Source organism: Sphingomonas segetis (assembly GCF_009720245.1).
GTDB lineage: Bacteria > Pseudomonadota > Alphaproteobacteria > Sphingomonadales > Sphingomonadaceae > Sphingomicrobium > Sphingomicrobium segetis.
The window spans coordinates 1-1,297 of sequence record NZ_WJSQ01000287.1; the positions used below are offsets into that span (position 1 = coordinate 1).

Here is a 1,297-nt window from a genome sequence, read left to right on the forward strand (position 1 = left end):
CACGAAGCGCTTCCTGGCCGGCGCAGTCGGAGCCCGCACATGCGGCGCCGGTGCCTAGGCCGCCCTCGGCGCTGAGGCGGGAGGCGCGCGCCTGGAGCGACTCGGTCTCGGCCTGAAGCTGGCCGAGCTGCGATTCGTTCTCGGGGCTGTCGAGGCGAACCAGAAGCTGCCCCTTGTGGACCCGCTGGCCGGAGCGCACGAACAGCTCGCTCACCGTCGCCGGGTCGGCCGCGGTGATGATCTGGAGCTTGCTCGACGGGATCACCTTGCCCTCGCCGCGCGTGACTTCGTCCACTTGGGCGAGGCTCGCCCAGAGCAGGAAAACCGCGACTGCGGCGGCCGCCGCGACGATGATCATGCGCGCGCCGGTAAGCGGCTTGCGATGTCTGATCGCCGGTCCAATGAAGGGAAGGGTCGCCATGTCTACGCTAACTCCGATCTCGATTACCTGGTGCCCGCCGCCACGCCGATCGGCGAAGCGGCCGCTACCTCACGCGCCGGCACTGAGGCACCCTTCTGCGCGGCAATCATTTTCGCCGCCGCGCCGTCGCTCTCGTCGGGACCGGGGATGTGCAAAGTCCACCCTTTCGACGTATCGAGCAGGCCGCCGACGTCATTCGGCGCGCGCGGAACCGGCGGACCAGCCTCGGCGACTGTGGTAGCGGCGCTGATGTCGCCGTCCTGCGCCATTGCGACCGTCATGGCGGGCCGCATCGTCAGCGGATCGCGTGGCTCGCCGATATAGCGGCCACGGAAGGCTGAGGGCTGGCCCCATGCGCCAGGCCAGCGATAGAAGATGTGCTGTCCGATCTCGGCGACCTTGGCGAGCATCGGCGCCCAGCGCGGCGCGACATAATCGGCGTGATAGTGCGTGGCTTCGCCGACCTTGGTCTCGACATAGCCCGACAGGGCCGCGCGCGCGACCGCCTCCGCCTGGCGCCATGCGTCGGCCGCCGGGCGGCGATAGAGCGCGCCGTCGCACACGAAGGTGAACTGGCACGTGCCGGTTCCGGCGCCCTGATAGACGACCCCGCAGATCGACTTCGGGAACGCAGGATGCCGCATGCGGTTGAGCACCACCTGCGCAACCGCGCGGCGTCCCTCGGCCGGTTCGAAGCCGGCTTCGTAATAGACTGCCTGGGTGAGGCACAGCAGCGCCCGCTGCTGGTCGAGGCTGCTGCCGCTGGCGACGAAGCGCTGGGCCGCGTGGAGCGGCCCATTGGCGAACGGCAGCGCGGCGTTGATCACCCGCGCCTGGTCGCCGATCGCCTGCATGTCCTCCAGCGCGGCGCCACTG

The 1,297-nt window shown here is 69.9% G+C and carries 1 protein-coding gene and 1 pseudogene; both read right to left on the reverse strand.

Features of this window, described 5'->3' with window-relative positions; genetic code table 11:
* Positions 1-421 (reverse strand): annotated as a pseudogene (locus tag GH737_RS14810) (hypothetical protein); the annotation flags it as partial.
* A 23-nt stretch (positions 422-444) separates the two neighbouring features.
* Positions 445-1,297 (reverse strand): cell wall hydrolase (locus GH737_RS14815; RefSeq protein ID WP_196233250.1); only part of this gene is annotated, 853 nt, incomplete at its 5' end.